This window comes from Haloarcula quadrata (assembly GCF_003634715.1).
Classification (GTDB): domain Archaea; phylum Halobacteriota; class Halobacteria; order Halobacteriales; family Haloarculaceae; genus Haloarcula; species Haloarcula marismortui.
Genome location: NZ_RBWW01000001.1, coordinates 2590539 through 2607178, shown reverse-complemented (window position 1 = coordinate 2607178; position 16640 = coordinate 2590539). Strand labels below are relative to the sequence as shown.

General features: G+C 60.9%; 18 protein-coding genes. 6 read left to right on the top strand and 12 right to left on the bottom strand.

Annotation, left to right across the window (positions count from 1 at the left end; all coding sequences use genetic code 11):
* Positions 1–25: 25 nt before the first annotated feature.
* The 4 genes from BDK61_RS13440 to BDK61_RS13425 form a co-directional block, all read right to left on the bottom strand.
* A complete protein-coding gene (locus BDK61_RS13440; protein WP_121303479.1) occupies positions 26–1882 on the bottom strand; it encodes a DUF2070 family protein in 1857 nt (618 codons plus the stop codon).
* 55 nt (positions 1883–1937) lie between these two features.
* Positions 1938–2507 carry a GMP synthase subunit A gene (locus tag BDK61_RS13435; RefSeq protein WP_004957654.1) on the bottom strand — a complete coding sequence of 190 codons (570 nt, stop codon included), beginning with the start codon at positions 2505–2507 and terminating at the stop codon, positions 1938–1940.
* A gap of 69 nt (positions 2508–2576) precedes the next feature.
* Positions 2577–3674 carry an ATP-binding protein gene (locus BDK61_RS13430; RefSeq protein WP_121303478.1) on the bottom strand — a complete coding sequence of 366 codons (1098 nt, stop codon included), beginning with the start codon at positions 3672–3674 and terminating at the stop codon, positions 2577–2579.
* A gap of 67 nt (positions 3675–3741) precedes the next feature.
* Complete coding sequence (locus BDK61_RS13425; RefSeq protein ID WP_007187699.1) at positions 3742–4293, bottom strand: DUF7097 family protein; 552 nt, start codon at positions 4291–4293, stop codon at positions 3742–3744.
* An 82-nt stretch (positions 4294–4375) separates the two neighbouring features.
* Here BDK61_RS13425 and BDK61_RS13420 point away from each other — a divergent pair, with 82 nt between their 5' ends.
* Positions 4376–4723, top strand: a complete 348-nt coding sequence (locus tag BDK61_RS13420) for a DUF192 domain-containing protein (protein WP_121303477.1) — start codon at positions 4376–4378, stop codon at positions 4721–4723.
* Between the two features lie 193 nt (positions 4724–4916).
* Positions 4917–6425 (top strand): (R)-citramalate synthase, encoded by a 1509-nt coding sequence (locus tag BDK61_RS13415; protein ID WP_011223790.1) that lies wholly within the window; start codon positions 4917–4919, stop codon positions 6423–6425.
* Positions 6426–6497: 72 nt separating this feature from the next.
* On the opposite strand, the gene BDK61_RS13410 is transcribed toward BDK61_RS13415, so the two are convergent.
* From BDK61_RS13410 to BDK61_RS13390, 5 genes are all read right to left on the bottom strand, one after another.
* Complete coding sequence (locus BDK61_RS13410; protein WP_011223789.1) at positions 6498–7466, bottom strand: terpene synthase family protein; 969 nt, start codon at positions 7464–7466, stop codon at positions 6498–6500.
* Between the two features lie 427 nt (positions 7467–7893).
* A complete protein-coding gene (locus tag BDK61_RS13405; RefSeq protein ID WP_011223788.1) occupies positions 7894–8193 on the bottom strand; it encodes a HalOD1 output domain-containing protein in 300 nt (99 codons plus the stop codon).
* Positions 8194–8292: 99 nt separating this feature from the next.
* Positions 8293–10746, bottom strand: a complete 2454-nt coding sequence (locus BDK61_RS13400; protein ID WP_121303476.1) for a PAS domain S-box protein — start codon at positions 10744–10746, stop codon at positions 8293–8295.
* Positions 10747–10836: 90 nt separating this feature from the next.
* Entirely contained in the window at positions 10837–11511 is a 675-nt protein-coding gene (locus BDK61_RS13395; protein WP_007187695.1) for an HAD family hydrolase, read from the bottom strand.
* A 43-nt stretch (positions 11512–11554) separates the two neighbouring features.
* Complete coding sequence (locus BDK61_RS13390) at positions 11555–12016, bottom strand: bifunctional nuclease family protein (protein WP_007187694.1); 462 nt, start codon at positions 12014–12016, stop codon at positions 11555–11557.
* 317 nt (positions 12017–12333) lie between these two features.
* Between BDK61_RS13390 and BDK61_RS13385 the strand changes: the two genes are divergently transcribed.
* Positions 12334–12897: a hypothetical protein gene (locus BDK61_RS13385; RefSeq protein ID WP_007187693.1), complete on the top strand. Its 564-nt coding sequence runs from the start codon at positions 12334–12336 to the stop codon at positions 12895–12897.
* 78 nt (positions 12898–12975) lie between these two features.
* Positions 12976–13302 (top strand): hypothetical protein, encoded by a 327-nt coding sequence (locus tag BDK61_RS13380; RefSeq protein WP_049944509.1) that lies wholly within the window; start codon positions 12976–12978, stop codon positions 13300–13302.
* Positions 13303–13355: 53 nt separating this feature from the next.
* Here BDK61_RS13380 and BDK61_RS13375 read toward each other — a convergent pair whose 3' ends face one another.
* Together BDK61_RS13375 and BDK61_RS13370 are read right to left on the bottom strand one after the other, a co-directional pair.
* On the bottom strand, positions 13356–13592 hold the full coding sequence (locus BDK61_RS13375) for a hypothetical protein (RefSeq protein WP_004957622.1): 237 nt from the start codon (positions 13590–13592) through the stop codon (positions 13356–13358).
* Between the two features lie 4 nt (positions 13593–13596).
* Entirely contained in the window at positions 13597–13986 is a 390-nt protein-coding gene (locus BDK61_RS13370; RefSeq protein ID WP_004591484.1) for a prefoldin subunit beta, read from the bottom strand.
* A gap of 204 nt (positions 13987–14190) precedes the next feature.
* Here BDK61_RS13370 and BDK61_RS13365 point away from each other — a divergent pair, with 204 nt between their 5' ends.
* Positions 14191–14493: a hypothetical protein gene (locus BDK61_RS13365; protein ID WP_004957619.1), complete on the top strand. Its 303-nt coding sequence runs from the start codon at positions 14191–14193 to the stop codon at positions 14491–14493.
* A 13-nt stretch (positions 14494–14506) separates the two neighbouring features.
* Here the strand turns inward: BDK61_RS13365 and BDK61_RS13360 are convergent, their stop codons facing one another.
* Complete coding sequence (locus BDK61_RS13360; RefSeq protein ID WP_049938908.1) at positions 14507–14824, bottom strand: hypothetical protein; 318 nt, start codon at positions 14822–14824, stop codon at positions 14507–14509.
* 437 nt (positions 14825–15261) lie between these two features.
* On the opposite strand from BDK61_RS13360, the gene BDK61_RS13355 reads away from it, so the two are divergent.
* A complete protein-coding gene (locus BDK61_RS13355; RefSeq protein WP_121303475.1) occupies positions 15262–16611 on the top strand; it encodes an RNA-guided endonuclease InsQ/TnpB family protein in 1350 nt (449 codons plus the stop codon).
* The last annotated feature ends 29 nt before the right edge of the window (positions 16612–16640 follow it).

Sequence of the window (16640 nt, the reverse complement as noted above, 5' to 3'; positions counted from 1 at the left end):
CGGAGCATATCCGGTCGACCGCCCGTCAGGTCAGCAGGAAAATCAGCACGCTGACCGTCATGACGATGAGAATAAACGCTGCGGCCAGCGCACCGCCCATCGACACCATCGCGTTGGCAGTCGAGGCCAGCGTCTCGGTCCGGTCGTTTCCGAACACCGTTACCGTCGCCTGTTCGCTCGCCATCCCGGCCTCGACGGGTTCAAGATCGGCGATGGCCCTGTCGACGAGGTCCCCGATGAGCGCAACGATCTCCTTCTCAGAGATAACCTGTCCGACCTGATTCTCGGCTTCGACTGTGTTGACGATGTGGGTGTCGCTTGTCATCACCTCCATCGTATCCACGCCTTCAGCGGCGTCGATGATGCGCTGGCGGAGGCCCGGCTCCATGTTGTTGCCGTCGATGAGTACGTACGCCGTCCGCTGGTCGTTGACCTCGAAGACACAGACCCGGATTCCGAGCGGGCCGATACCCTCCTCGGGCTCCCAGGGGGTTTCATCCCAGGCGACGCCACAGCGGAGTTGGCCAGTTTCGGCGTCCGTGAGCAGGCTTCCAAGCTGTCCAGCGCCGTGAAGCATATCGAAGGACCGCTGACTGCCGGGAACGACGTGGCCGAGGTCGTCGCCTTCGAGCCCGTCGTTGCAGTTGTGTGCGTCGACTAGAAGCACGTCGTCGAGCCCGTCGGCCCGCGCTTCCGACATCGCTGAGAGTCCCACGGCGTACTCCACGTCGTCGGCACAGCCCGGCGCGTACGTGTTCACGACGAGCGCGTCGGAGCCAAACGCCTGTCCCGTCAGCGTGGCCTCTCCCTCGGTGACCCGGTGTCCTGCCGTCGCTTGGCTGTCGTATTCGATGTTCTGGTACGCAGTCTCGGCCGTCGACAGGATCTTGTCGACTTCCCGTTCGGTGACGAGGTTGAAGTCGTGGCCGGCGGTCGCGTGTGGCGGGAAAGCAAGGCCGTCAGCCGACTCGGCGACGCGTCTGGGGAGGTTGCCACCACCGATTTCACCCATCGGACCAGGGTGAATCATCGGCAGGACGAACCGGGCTTTCTCCTCGCCGTCCGGCCGGCGGACCGACAGCAAGGTGACTGGGACGACGGCTTCTTCGCCGATCTCCTCGAAGAACTCCTCCAGTTCGCGCGTGCCCTCGGCAATGTGGCCGATGAAGCCCCGGAGGAAATCGAGTGCGGAAACACCCAGCGAGGAGCGCCACGGTTGGTCGATAACGACGAGGAATAGCCAGACTGCCAGCGCATAGATGACACAGATAACCGCGAGAATGATGAAATCCTCCGGGATGAACCCCTGTACCTGCGGGGGGACCTCTTCCGGGCGGGAGAGGTACTCCCGGAGCATCGGGTCTTCGAGGATGAACGCGGTTGCGCCGCTGTATATCGCCAGCAACACGGCGGCAGTGACTGTCTGGACGCTCGCCGGAATCGTCGCTTTCAGCAGCGAGTGCCGCGAGACGGCCATCAGTATCAGCAGCCGGAAGGCGAATATCGATGCCAGCGCGACCAGCAATACGTCGAAGACGAAGTTCTGGCCGAGGCGGACAGTAAAGACGGCGATAACGCCGGCGATGGTCAGCATCGCAATCGTGATGAGCTCACAGATGACCGCAAGCAGGGTGGCCCGGTTCGGGGTTAATTGTCCGCCCAGCTGCCGGTCGACCCACGGCGTCACGGCACTGGCGATTGAGGTCGGCAGGCCGATGAGAAACACGCCCTGCCAGGCGTCGTCGAGGATGAACCGCGAATCGAACGCAACGATACCAGTCATCGCCGCGATGACCAGTGCAAAGGCCAGGCTCGTATACCAGGTCGGAGCCCTGAAAATAAACCGCGAAAGACTAGCGAGATTTCCCTGAGTCGCCGTCATTTATGTATCACATCCTACGCGTGAATATAAAACCAGTTACATCACGCTGCAGCGATTACTGGCGAGCGACAGACTGCTGGTCACAGACCGACAGGAAGTTCTCGAACACTTCCTCGCCCTCTTCGGTGTGAGCGACCTCTGGATGCCACTGGACGCCGTATATCGCTTCGTCTGTGTTGCTCATCGCCTCGACGCCACAGACATCGGAGGTCGCGGTCCGCTCGAATCCGGGCGGGACTTCCTTCACTTCGTCAGCGTGGCTGGCCCACACACGCGTTTCGGGATACAGCGAGCCGAGCAGCGGGTCGTCATCATCGAGGATGTCCACCGTCACGTCCGCGTAGCCGCCGTACTCGCCGCCGCCGACCCGACCGCCGAGTTCGTCAGCGATGAGTTGCATCCCCAGACAGATGCCGAGCACGGGCACGTCGAGATCGAGATACTCGGGGCAGTTTCCGATATCGTCCATGTCGGGGCCGCCGGAGAGAACAATGCCGTCGGCGTCGATCTCCTCTGGCGGAGTCGTGTTGTCCCTGAGCGAGACATCGACACCCATGTCACGGAGCGCGCGCTGCTCCAGATGTGTGAACTGTCCGTGATTGTCGATAACGTCGATTCGGGTCATTACTGACGCGAAGGCTGCGAAGGCGTATATATCTCCTGATGCGGTCGACGGTTCCCTTTGCGACTGGCTTCAGGGCCACTCTCGAAGTGTTTGGCGGATCTCGTCGAGAACTGTCGGGCCACACAGTTCCAGCGTCACGGTGTTGCCGTCGTCCGAGGTCGTGAGGTGCACTGCCCCGCCGTAACTCTCGACGATCCACGTCGTCAGCCACAGTCCGACTCCTTTTGAGTGGCACAGTTGCGTCTCCACGCCGCTATTGAGGACATCCCGTTCGTGCTGTGGAATCGACGGACAGTTATCCCCGATGTGGACGAATACGGTTCGACCGTGCTCTTCGACTGAGATATACAGTGTCGGGGTCTCTTCGCAGTGGACGACTGCGTTCTCGATAACGTTCCGGAGCACGGTGTCGAGCATCCAGTCGGCGTACACCCGCGACTGTTCAGGGAGGTCGAGTTCAACAGTTGCCTCCGGAGTCGACTGCGTGATCTTTTTTGCCTGTTCTCTGACGCATGGCACGAGGTCAATCGGCTCCTGCGCACGGCGGTCCGCATCGAACGCGAACTCTATCTGTCTCGCCTTCTCTGTGGTAGCGATGATGCCATCGATAGTTCCGTTCAACTGCTCGACATGTGCGCGTGACTCGGGCCTGCCGCGCTCTGCCGTCTCCCGCTGCAATTCACCGAGGTGTCCGAGTGCGACATTGAGGTCGTTCCGCAGGTCATGCCTGAGGACTCGAAACAACACTTCGTTGCTCTGGGCGAGGCGGCGTCGAGACCGCCGGAGTTCCAGCAGCCACCCGAACAAAATCCCGCCGAACCCGCCGACTGCGACCCCGCTTGCAAGTATCGACGGGATCATCGAGGACTGCGGTACCGGGGCGAGCAATACGACGATTTTGATAACGGTAAACAGCGCGACACCCAGCCCGCACCACTCCGCGGCAGTCCATATCTGGTCGCCAGACAGTCCACTCACCGGTAGCCAGTAGTTCGCTGCTACCAGGGCTAGCGCCGGTGTCAGCCCCACGCCGAGGATGACCACGTCTACCGGGGACGGCCGGACGATAGACATGCCGTGGGCGAGTAATGCGCCGGAAATCACGACGCCCGTTGCGACGACATATCCCGTCCCCAGCGACTGTTTCGTGAGCGCTGGAGAGGTCACTTTAGTAACTGGTTACTACGTGACTACTTATCTGTGCGGCAGTAATTATCAAATAAGATATTTAGAATTACTCCGAGTCGTCATAGCGGTCGGCCGCCGATTCGAAGCCCAGTTCGGATTGCTCCTTAGAACGGCGCTGTTCACGCTGTGCGATGGCTTCGGGGTCTGGATTTGCGTCATCGTTGATTCGCGCCCACGACTGATGAATCTTCGCGTGACACCACCGGCAGAGAAATACCGTTATTTCGTGAGATAGCTCGTCGCCGCCGTCACGGTACGAGAGATGGTGTTCCTCCAGCAGCGGTCGGTCCGCAGAGTGGGCCATCCGTCGCTCTTCAAGTCCGCAACGAACACACTCCCGGTCGTGGTTTCGGGAGCGGAAATGCGGGCAGTCGGCCCAGTCCCATTCCGGCTCCGTGTCCGTGTCCGCGTCATCTGGCGCAATTGCTGCCGGACAGCGAAAGTCATCGGCACTCCGGGCATTGGCGAATTCGGGGTCGTGACGGCCGTGTTCGCGCGCCCAGCGACACTTCCCCTCGCTGGTGACGAAGTCACACCGCTTTACGTGGTCGTACGGGTCGTCAACGCCGACGGATGTCCCCCCAGGAGCCTTTTCCATGCGAGGTAATGAGTGTCCGTGCCCCCTCAAATCCACCGTTCCGACAGAAGACTTTTTGCCTGCCTACGACTTCGGCGGTGGTATGCGGCTCGTTCACGACCCCGACGGCGCGGCACACCCCCTTGCAACGGAGGTGGAGTACGCCGAGTCGATACTTGAACAGGGACGGGGGCTGATGTTCCGGTCATCAATTCCCGACGACTACGCGCTCGTCTTTCCCTTCGACCACGCGAGCCGACAGTTCATCCACATGCTGTTCGTCCGGTTTCCGCTTGATGTGCTCTGGCTCGTTGACGAGGAGGTCCAGACTGTCGACACCCTGCAACCCTGGCGCTCAATTGGCTACGCGACCGCAGACACTGTCATCGAACTACCCGGTGGCGCGGCGTCGGACGTTTCCGAAGGTGACACGGTCCGTCTGGAATCCTGAACGCGATAGGCGTGTGGCGTGGTAGTCAGTTCCGTCACCTTTTAGACCGTGAGGATTAGAGTAGACACCACTATGTCGGAACACCCGACGGAGGATAGAGGAAGTCGCCGCGAGGCGGCTGGCCGCGAAATTCGTGGCGCGTGATGGAGCATCTTCTGTGAGTCAGAACACATTGTTCGAGGGGCACCCAGCGATGCGTGCGCTCTCAGATGTCGGTGAGGTACAGTTTCTCGACACGACGCTGCGTGATGGCGAGCAAGCCCCCGGCGTGTCGCTGACGCCGGACGACAAGGCTGATATCGCCCGCTCGCTCGATGCGGCGCGTATCGACGTCATCGAAGCCGGGAGCGCCTGTACCGGCCCCGGCGAGCGCGAGACGATTTCCCGCGTCGCGGGGCTTGACCTCGACAGCACTGTCACCAGCTTCTGTCGTGGTATCCAGAACGATATCGACCTCGCGCTTGACTGTGGTGTCGACGGCATCAACCTCGTCGTCCCGGCCAGTGACAAGCACGTAGAGCAGAAGGTCGGGACCTCCAAGAGCGAAAACGTCGACAACACCGTCGAACTGGTGGAGTACGCCGTCGACCACGGGCTCTGGGTCGAGGTCATCGGCGAGGACGGCTCCCGAGCCGATCTGGACTACCTCGAAGAATTACTCGGAGCCGCCGTCGAGGCCGGCGCAGACCGCATCTGCTGGGCCGACACCGTCGGCCACGCGACGCCGGACCGCGCGCTCGAATGCGTCTCCCGGCTCTCGGACCTGGGTCCGGTGAGCACACACACCCACGATGATCTGGGGCTCGCAGTGACGAACGCTCTGGTCTCCATCGCAGCGGGTGCGGACCTCGTCCACGGGACGATAAACGGCATTGGCGAGCGCGCCGGCAATGTCGCCCTTGAAGAGGTCGCCATTGCGCTCGACCATGGCTACGGCGTCGAATCGATGGCCCTCACCGAGGTGTACGACCTCGCTCAGCTCATCGCCAACCGGACCGGCATCCCGCTGGCTCCCAACAAGGCGGTTGTCGGGGAGAACGCCTTCACGCACGAGTCCGGCATCCACACCGACGGGACGCTCAAAGACGACTCGATGTATGAGCCGTACCCGCCGGAGAAGGTGGGCCGCGAACGCCGACTCGCGCTCGGTAAACACGCGGGCCGAGCCGGTGTCGAGGCGGCACTCGACGAGCATGATGTCGAGGTCACCGATGACCAGCTCTCGGAGATCGTCAGTCGCGTCAAGGAGATCGGCGACCGCGGCAAGCGCGTCACCGACGCCGACCTGCTGACCATCGCCGACGAGGTAACCGACGATGCGCGCGCCCGCCGGGTCGAGCTGCTCGGCCTAACTGCCGTTTCCGGCTCCGATACGCCGACGGCGAGCGTCCGACTCTCGGTCGATGGCGAGGAACGAAAAGAGGCAGCAGTCGGCTCCGGGCCGGTCGATGCCGCGATGAACGCTGCCGAGGTGGCACTGTCCCACACCGCCGATGCGACACTCGAAGACTACCACGTGGACGCCATCACCGGCGGGACGGACGCGCTCGTTACGGTCGAAATCGAGATGTCACGCGGCGATGACCACGTCGTTGTCTCCGCCAGCGACTCAGACATCACGCGGGCGTCTGTGCGCGCAATGGTCGATGCGATGGACCGCCTTGTCGCCGACGACGAGGAACCGCTCGTCGCCGACGACTGACGGTACGACAGTTCTGTTTTAAATACGTAGAATCAGTTCGCACCTGTCCGCGGACCACGGAACGTCGCTTTGTTACTTGTGTCCGCGGCTGGCTTCGTGGTACTGGAACACTGTTTCCATGCCCTGCACCAGCGCGTCAAGGTCGACACTATCCGTATCGAACTCGCGGTCACGCACGGACTGATAGATGTCGGCCCACCGGTCCCGGAACCGTGCCTCGAGCTGCTCGGTTTTGATTTTGTCGATGAGTTCGGCTTTCCGGTCAGGGTTTTCGAGTTCTTCAGGTGTAACGAACCCTTCTTGAAGGGCCAACACGACGATTCCCGCAGTGTAGTCTCCTTCCTTGACCTCTCGCTCCCAGGTCGTGAGCCAGTTGCCGATTCGGGCCATCTCCTGCAGGTCCCAGATGAGGTCCCGGACCGTGCCGTAGTCCGCGAGATCGAATTCCGGCGAGTACATCAGGTCAACGGCCGCGTAGGGGAACATTACCATGTTATGTGCCCCATAGGTTTCGGCCCCGCTGAGGTTCGCAATCCGTGGGTTCTCGTTGACGACGGCGCTGTAATCCATCGCGTTTAGCGTCTGTCGCATATCGTAGGTGAACACGTCGTAGAACTCCTCAACACGCGGTGCGTCAGTCAGGCCCCCCTCAAACTCCCGCCATACACGCTCGATAAAGGAGAAATATTCCTCGCTTACCGCTGCACGACTCGGGTCCACGGCTGACGGGTCCTGAACGAGGCGTCGGGCCTCTTCGAAGGTGTCTCGGTCCCCGTCGTTCTCGACGATGTCGTCCAGAATCGTGACGTACATCGTGAGTATCGTCTTTTGTGTCCGGACGTGGTCGGCGTGATCCGGGTGGACAGAGGAGAGCGTAAACTCAGGGAACAGCGAGTAGATCCACTGCCAGAGGAACCGATCACGCTCGCCACAGATCCGTTCGTACTCGTCTGCCAGTTCTGCAACCTGGTCCGGGAGACTGGTTGTCCGAACCTCTTCAAGAAGGTCCTGTGCATCAACCGCCGGTGACTCAACACTCATTGTGACTGCCTCCCGATAGTTGCACCCTGAATATCGACACAGGCGGTAGAATAATGTCCAATTAACTGGTGTTTGGGTGCTTCTACTTCTTCAGATTGAACGGTCACTGCCTTGGCGCTCTTGCCCGACTGCGAGTCGGTTCCGATCAGTTGGTGTCCACGGTCCATACATTTGAGAGGCAAAGTTGCGCTTATAGTGGTACTGACGTGTATGCTGCTAGTAGTATATTATTAACAAAGTAGTTGGTCAGCTTTACTCCGAGTTACGTACCAGTTTTTCAATTGCTACCACAAAAGAAATATCTACTTACTGAAATATAGCAGCGATCTGTGGGTGATATGTAAAAATAAGGTGACAATAATACGTTTGCTGGCGGCAATATCTCTCTAAATAAGGTCACACAGCGCCAGCAGAACAGTCGCGCGAGTTATGCCTCGAGTTCAGTTGCCACCGAGCCGCCGCGGGACGGTGTCACCAGCACCGAACGGTTCCCTTCGACTTCGATACGACAGCCAGCCATACTGAACACGACCAGCCCGTCAGGACTCGTGGTGCCGTCCGTCTCGGGACGGAACAGTCGGTCCAGCGCATCAGGGTCGATACAGTCACTGATTCGGTCATCGAGGTCGACAGGGTCGATACCCAGCGTGTCGGCTACGGCGTGGACGATGGTTTCGCTCAGCGGTTCATTGGGTGTCGGTCTGTAGACCAGTTTTGCCTGGGACATGATTCGTCGCTGTTTGTCTCTTGATCAGTGGTTCAAAAGGTGATTGTGGCTATACAGATACCGCCCGCCGGACTGGTCACTAGTAGTATAGCGCCGCTATCAGCTATCGCCGAACACGAGTTCGAGCAACTTTCGCTCGCTGACGCGGAGGTGCCGATTGACCGTCGGCTGTGACACGTCTAAACTGGCCGCGATTTCCTGACCAGTCGTCTCCCGGGGCCAGTCGAAAAAGCCACTCAGATACGCCGTCTGAAGGACTTCGAACTGTCTGTCGGTGAGTTGCTCCTCCAGTGCCGACCGGACCGTCTCGTCTCGTTGACCGTCGGACTGTGCGCCGTCACGGCGCGCGATCAGTGTGACGTTCGCGTAGCGCTCGCCGAGCTGCTCGACGAACCGCCGGACATCGGTTTCGCCCGAGACGACAACTGTCACAGTGAGTCCATCCGTTGACGTTCGGATCGATTTCAACCGCCCGCCCTGCTCCAGTACCGTCTCTGCAACGGTCTGACCAGTCACGACGACCTCGTAAAACCCGTCCAACTGGTCGGTCGAGATCGACCGCGCAGTGTCGACACGAGCCATCGAGACTATCTGCTCCTCAACGACAGCGGGGTCACAGTCCGAGATAGCGAGGAAGAGACGGGTCGCACCGTCGCTGCGCTGTACGGCCCCTTCACAGATGACCGGGGCGCCGACCTGATCTGAGAGGTGGGTCAAGAAGGACTGTGGGGCCGACAGCGATAGTTCGAGCTCGACGGTCCCGTCGCCGGCCCGCCGCTGTCGGGACTCAACCTCCTGTATCGCATTCGCGATGGTCTCGCCGAGTTCGGCAAACACCTCCTGAAGCATCTCGTCGAACCCGTCTTCCTGCTGGGCGTACACAGTCAAGACACCGTAGACGAAATCGTCGTATTCGAGCGGAATGCTGAGTGCTGACTGGAATTCTCGGGAAAGTGCCTCCGTCCGCCAGTGGTCTCCTCGAAGGTTATCCGCCACTGATGGGACGATAGTCATCGCTTCGGACTGTGCAGTCTGGATGGCCGGCGGCCCGCCCTCGCGTTCCAGCGACAGCGAAATAGCGTCCAGATAACTGGCGGTGTCACCCGCCCACGCTCTGGGGACGAGTTCCGTCGCGTCCTGTCGGCCGATCCAGGCGAAGGAGAACCACTGTGAGTCGGCCAACTGGTCACACACAGCCTGCTCAATCTCCTCGGTAGTCTCCGCTTCGACGAGCACCTGGTCGATCCGGCGGATGATTGCGTTGACCTGCTTGAGCCGTCGCAGTTCACGGTTCTGTTCGCGGCGCTCGGCCTCGCGTTCGCGGAGCGTCGTCTCGCGGTCGACACGAGCGAGCGCGGCTTCGGCGCTGGCGGCGAGCAGGTCCACCATCTCCCGGGTCCTGGCGTCTATGTGTTGCTCGCCCAGTTCGGTGCAGAACACGCCGTGGTCTTCGAGCGGGAGGCAGAGCCGCGTTGCGTCTGCCGTGACCGGCCCCGCACCGAGGTCGATGCTCTCACCGGGGGGAACTTCGACAGCGCTGTCCTGCACGAACACATCCCACGCTGTACTCTCGCCCGGGCCGATCGACGCGCTTCGGTCCGCGTCGACGTCGCCGACGCTGCGAAGGGTGTTGTCGCTTCGGTCGAACAGGTAGATCGCCACGTCGTGGAGTTCCAGTACGTCGACGGCCGTGTCGAGTATCTGCTCGGCCACGGCCGTCTTGGTTTCCGTGTGTAGCAGTTTTCTGGTTGACTCGTGCAACGCCGCGAGCGTCTCCTCGAACCGCTTCCGGTCAGAGATATCTCGAACGACGCCGACCTGCCGGTAGCTCCCGTCCTTGCGGTCGTACGTCGTGAATTTGGTTTCGATCGGCAGCGTGTCCCCGTCAGCGGTTCTGAGGTCCGTCGTCAGCGTGCCCACATCGCGCTCGCCCTCGATGAACTGTCGCGACATCTCTGCGGCCTCCTCGATGACGGATTCATCTGCCAGCAGCGTCGCGTTCGACCCGACCAGCGTGTCCTTATCATAGCCGGTCATCGACTCGACGGCACTGTTGACCGTCTGCATCGTGAACGCCTCGTCAAGTGTGTAGATGCCGTCCTCAATGGTCTCGACGATCCGTTCGTACTGTTCGAGCATCTCCGTCCGCTCGTGGCGCTCGGTGATATCGTGGACGATTCCCAGATACAATTCTTCGCCGTCCCACTGCTGGGGCTCGAAGGCGATTTCGACCCACCGCTCCGTGCCACCAGCAGAGCACGACGACGTTAGCGGTGTTCCCGGTGACTGACTACAGTGGGCTCTAAGGTCAACGTCATCCAGACCTGGGAAGAACGTCCCTATCTGGCTTCCAAACACGTCCGATGGGTCCGAGTCGAGGAGGTCACAGAGGTGGTCGTTCCCGGTCCGTATCTCCCCGTCAGCGGCAGAAACGACCACTGGCTCGGGCATTCGCGCGGCGAGCGTCTCCAACAGCACAGGAGGGGACTGCTGTGCCGGTGTGTCGCGTGCCGCTTGTTCGTTCTCATCCGTTCCACCGACCGGCTTCTCCATACCGTTTCACGGCACTTGCCATGGGAAAGGTTGCTTTCAGTATACGTACCAGAACACGAAGAGTGCGTGTCCGTTAGGTCCGGATACGTCTCAGTCGCTCCCGCTGCGTCGACTGGCGAGGTGAACCACGTCTTCGAGGCCAGACACATCGTGGTCCGGTGTCACGTCGAGTTGCGTGTCGACCCGATGTGGGCGACGAATAAACGCCGAGTCGATCCCGGCCCGATGTGCTGCCTCGATGTCGGATTCGTTGTCGCCGACGAACAGGGCATTACTGACGTTGAGGTCGTCCATCGCCCGCTCGATGTAGTACGGCCGCGGTTTCTTCCGGCGGAGGCTCTCGACTGTCGGCTCGCGTGCCCAGACGGTGTCGAAGTAGTGGCCGATATCGAAGTGCTCAAAGGCGAACGCGACGGTGTCGCGCTGATTCGAGGAAACCACACCCAGCGGGCAGTCTAGCCGGTCGAGCACAGATACATCGGCGTATGGCTGTTTCTCTCCGGCCCGGATAAGCGCCCGCTGGACCGCGGTCAGGGCCTCGTCACGAGCCCGGAAGAACCGCTCGGGGTCGATATCGTACTGCGTACAGATGTCGGTGAGCTCGGGCACTGTCACACCGATGCTCATCGCCTCGACGTGGGCTGTCGACGGCGAGACCACGCCCAGTTCCTCGAATGCCTGGCGCGCGCCGACGTAGTGTGCATCCATGTCCGTCAGCGTCAGCAACACGCCGTCGTTGTCGAAGATGACCGATTCGTACCCCATCACGTACTTTCAGGGCGGACAGATGCAGAAAGGTTTCGCGTCCTCACAGCCCGAGATCCTCACTGCCACTCCCGCTCTGGTCGAACTGCTCCGGCGATCGCCCGGCCTCGTCGATAACATCGTCTGTCACGACGACCGGACAGTCTACCCGGAGGGCAATCGCGATGGCATCCGAGGGGCGAGCGTCAAATACCATGTCCTTGCGCCGGTCGTCGGTGTACTGTTCCGCGTCGATCTTCCCGTAGAAGGTCCCGTCGGCGAGGTCGTCGATACGGACCCGGTCGATAGCTCCCCCGAACTCCGTCACCATCTCGACCAACAGGTCGTGAGTGAGCGGGCGCTCAAAGGGTTCGCCGTCGATAGCCAGTTGCATCGACTGGGCCTGGTCCGTGCTGACAAAGATTGGGACGATCTCCTCACGTGCACGGAGTAGAACGACCGGCGTGCCGCTCCCTTCCTCGCTGACACCGACGCCGACCCCTTCGACCGTGGCATCGTGTTCCATGAACCAGTGTTGGGCTCGCTGGTATGAAAAGCTACCCCGGCGGCGGTTTCAGGGGCCTGTCCCGTGCGCTATCATCTGACCGACTCCAACTATGTCTTCGTCGGCCGGGCCGGCCCCGCGACGCGCACGCCAACCATCTCACCCAGCGGTCCGATCTCGGCGCGATGACGTGGTGAGTGGGCTTTGAAGCGGGATTAAATCGAATTAAAACAGACGATAGAACACTCAAATCGGGCAAATTCGACTTAATTCGCCTTTTCGGCTTGCCCCCTTCATATGCCATCCGACCAGAGAGCCAAGCGGAGGCAACGACCACAATGAAACTCACTACGATTGCCGGCGGCCTGCTTGCCGTGCTCGTCATCACGGGCTCGGCGGCGGCACTTCCCGGCGCAGCAGGCGCACAGGCTGATGACCACGCGGACAACGCACAGGCAGACAACGCTGCTGAGCAAGCAGCGAACGACACTGAACAGGCAGCGAACGAAACAGCGAGCGCTGACGAGAACACGTCGGACGGCGCCGCCTCGGCGTCTGACCGTCGCGGCCCACCTGCTGACGCCGGCCAGGCAGGCGACCAGCGTGGCCCGCCGTCGGACCTCCCCGAACAGGTCCCTGATTTCGTCAGCGAGATTCACACGCTCATCGGACAGAAGCAGGCCGGCGAACTCACGGGTGATCTGGGCGCACAGATCAGCGACCTGACCCCCGGTGACGAGAGCGACGCGGCCGAGAACGAAACCGAATCGCCGTCTGAGAGCGGTGGCGCGGACGACGCTGCTGCGGAGTCGACTGAGGACGCGGCTGGAGACGATGAGCAGTCCACTGACGAGACGGATTCGGATGAGGAACAGGCCACTGACGACGACAGCGACGCGTAATCCCCCTGACCTGACGGCTCTTCACCTGCCGAGTAATCAAGCGCGGTTTTTTTGCTTGCTGAACTCTGAATGATGGGTATGGATGACACCGCCGAGTCCAGCGTCCACGCTGGCGACGGAACCCGTGACCGCACGACGGCAGACCTGCTTGCGGGTGACGAGGACTCGTCGGCGTCGGAATCGTCGGGTGAGATGAACCGGAAGCGGGCTCTCCTGTTCGTCTCGCCGTTTCTCGCTATCGGGCTGTTTGATCTGGCCCTGCTACTTGGCTGGGGACTGGACCCGCTGTGGGGGTTCATGATTCTCCCGCCGATACTGTTCGTCTCAGTGCTTGGCTGGATCGCGTTCCGAACCGGGTTCGCAAGCGACCGGACCGGGGACCCAGCCGCCGATAGCCACGACTGACCGTTCGCGGTGTCGGTAGAACACCGAGTGACTGCCCGCTTGGTTGCGGGTGCCTATTCTTCGAACAGGTCGTCGACGGCGGCCCGTGCGGCAAGGGCAGCGTCGTCCGCGACCTGTGCCTCGTCCTGACGACTGTCGGGCGCGTTGACGTACACGTCGACGTCCAGTACGCCGTCTTCGAAGGTGACAGTCACGTCGAGGTCCTCGACCGCGCCGACGTCGTACCGAGAGAAGACAACGTCTTCGGCGGCGGCTGAGGCTGTCTCGACGACCTCATCGTCTGTCGGCATCGCCTTATGCGCCGCCAGCGCCGGGGCCGCCGGCCGGACCCGCGCCGCCTGCGCCGCCGAGCATCTGCTGGAGCTCGCTCTGGAGCTCTTCGAACTGCTCCTGAACGCGCTCTTCCTGCTTTTCGAGCGTCTCAACGCGGACTTCGAGGCTGTTGACCTTCTCTTCGAGGTCGTCCTGTGCCTCGTCGAACTCGGTCTTCACGAGGAGTTCGCCGACCTCGCGGTACATGGTCGAGTCCTCGTCGATGTCGTCGAGCTCGTCCAGAGCCGTCTGGGACTCCTGGAGCTCCGTCTCGGCCTGCTGTTTCTGTGCGGCGACCTGCTGTGCTGTCTGCTGAAGGTCCTGCAGTTCCTCGAGCTTCTCCTGTGCTTCAGGCGGAAGATTACCCTGCATACCTCCAGAGTTGGGAGCCGGAGTGTTAAACCCATGCATCTAGCTCCGAACGCGGGTGCTGGCACCCCGGCCCGTTCAGGGCCCAGAATGTCCGATATCGGCGTATACCGTCCAAATTGACGGGGAGGTCAGCTCCACGCACCGATAGTAGAATGACGGGACAGTCGGCGTAACACGTTTGCGTCTCACAGCCCTTACTACAGTATGTCCCACCCGTCACCGGAGACAGCCGCTGACCCGGAGGAGTTGGTCGCTGCGCTACCGGACCCGCCGGCACCGTGGCAGCGAAGCGACGCCAACGGCGGCATCGTCGAGTATCGGATTCCGGACGACGACGGCGTCTGTGCTGCAGCCAAACTTGTTGTTCGCCCTGAGCTCTTCGACGATAGCGCGGTCCGAATCGACAGAAAACAGGGCTGCAAGGATGTCGGAACAGGGAGACATCCAGACGTTGAGAGCGCTGTCGACGTTGTTTCCACAGAGCTCTCCGCTGCGGTCGGTGAATAGCTGCCGCGGCTGTCTACGCTGGCCCGTCGGCCAGCCCGGCGACCGTGACGTACAGTCCGAACGTCGAGACGACTGTTCCGGCGAGCTGTGTTCCTGCGGTCGCGAGAAAGCCGACATCAGTGTACAACAACGGGGCGAGCATGAACCAGCCGCCGAAAATTGTTGTCAGGACGGCCGGCGGTAAACTCGGCTCGCCGGTCACGCGGAGCAGTTGGAGGTTTCGCACGGTGAAGACGAGTCCGAGAAGCCCGCTTGAAGTCACGCTGCCGGTAAACGCGGCTGATGACCCGACGACAATCGGGAGCAGTGCTCCGACGAGACAGCCCAGCACGCAAACGGCGGCCGAGGCCACAAGAAACTGAGGCGCGGGTTGTTCTGACACGGCATGGAGTACGGACCGTGTTTATTAGTCCCTTACCCCAGTACAGATGGGGTTACTCCGGCGCCTTCTCAATCGGCGCTATCTTGATTCAGCGAGAGAATCCCGCCCTTCCTGCGAAAGACGAGCGTTCCGACGCTCAGTCGGAACCGAGGACTGAGCAGGGCGGGAGTGAATCGCGTAAGCTCTGGTGAGAAACTGCCGTGTTACTGCTGTTATTGAGTCTCCAGCGTGTCGAGTCCGGCTCCTAACACCTCTGTATAGGCTTCCGAGAGAGTCAAATCGTTTGCCTCTGCGTAGTCTTTGATACGTCCGTGGATTGCCCAGTCAATGTCGATGTTTGGCCTCATCAGTAGACTTATTAGACATTGAGACTGATTATACTTTGGATGAAGCGTGCCAACACGTTCGCCGTGCGACCGATTTCAGACGATGGTAAGCAGGTGCTACGGGACCTGTTGGACGCGTGTGCCGCTCTCTGGAACGAGATAAATTACGAACGCCTCATGCGCTACAACGACGAAGACGGCTTCGAGGGCGAAGACGTGTGGGACGCCGATACAGGCCGACTTGAGGGCAAATACAAAGCCGTTCTCGGCGCATCCACCGCTCAAACTGTCCGGCGAGCAAACAGCGAAGCGTGGCGCGGGTTCTTCGAGAGCAAGAAGGCGTATCACGACGAGTCAAACACGTCGGTTACGGAACACCCGGAACCGCCGGGCTTCCGTGGCAACGAAGACGACGGACGTGTTCTCAAAGGCGTTGTCCGAAAGGACGCCTACACCATCGAGTGGGGTGACCGTTCTCGGCTTGAAATGGTCGTCGGAAAAGAACTCCGTGACAGGCACAACAGCCCGAAAAGTCGTCTTCGGCTCGAAATCGTTGGCGACCCGAACTGGCCTGATTACGAGGACCAGAGCCGGTTGGAACTGTGGTACGACGAGACTGACAACACGTTCAGGGCTTCGCAACCCGTGACTGTTTCTGATGATGCACGGGACACTCCACTGGCCGACGAGAAGGCCGCTCTGGATATTGGTGCGAACAATCTCGTTGCCTGTACCACGACAACTGGCGAGCAATATCTGTACGAGGGCCGTGAGTTATTCCAGCGATTCCGTGAAACGACACGAGAAATCGCCCGGTTACAGTCGAAACTCGAAGAAGGCAGGTACAGTAGTGAGCGCATCCGGCGGCTGTACCGGAAACGCACTCGTCGCCGCGACCACGCACAAGAAGCACTGTGTCGTGACCTGCTCGAACGACTGTACGCCGAAGGTGTCGATACCGTGTATATCGGTGGCCTGACCGACGTACTCGAAACGCACTGGTCGGTCGAAACCAACGCCAAGACTCACAACTTCTGGGCGTTCAAGCAGTTCACCGAACGACTGGCGTGTACCGCCGAAGAATACGGTATCTCGGTGGAAGTCCGGTCGGAGGCGTGGACCAGCCAAGAGTGCCCGCAGTGTGGTTCGACGGGCCGAACGACACGGCACCAAGACACACTCACCTGTCAGTGCGGGTTCGAGGGCCACGCCGACCTTACGGCGTCAGAGACGTTCCTGAAGCGGCAGATAAAGCAGGCAGTTAGGCCGATGGCACGGCCCGTGCGGTTCGAGTGGGACGACCACGAGTGGTCGGAGCTACCACGCTCTCATGAAAGTCCCAAAGAACAGCGCACAGACCCAAGTACCGTCCACCGTGACGGGAATATTGCTTCCGGGGAATCGGCATAGCCGAGACTCCTACGGAGGAAACCGCGCCG